The 243-nt window shown below is 45.7% G+C and carries 1 protein-coding gene; it reads left to right on the top strand.

Going from position 1 to position 243, the window contains the following annotated elements; all coding sequences use genetic code 11:
* Positions 1 to 55: 55 nt before the first annotated feature.
* Positions 56 to 243: 50S ribosomal protein L23 (rplW, locus tag ACYQ78_RS40020; protein ID WP_459806220.1), on the top strand; the 188-nt coding region annotated here is incomplete at its 3' end.

Below are 243 nucleotides of genomic sequence, written 5' to 3'. Positions count from 1 at the left end.
CGTGCCTGTCGGTGTGCCCACGAGTTGCCAGACATATTTGTCTTCCTAAGACCGCTTGGCCGCCGACTTGACAACAGAGTCGGCTATGAAGAAGATTGAAGACAACAACACTCTTGTGTTTATTGTTGATGTTAGAGCAAACAAGCCTCAGATCAAGGCTTCTGTGAAGAAGTTGTATGATATTGATGTTGCCAAGGTCAACACTCTAATCAGACCTGATGGACAGAAGAAGGCTTATGTCAG

Source organism: Herbidospora sp. RD11066, from assembly GCF_054661255.1.
This window is presented reverse-complemented; position numbering and strand designations above follow the sequence as displayed.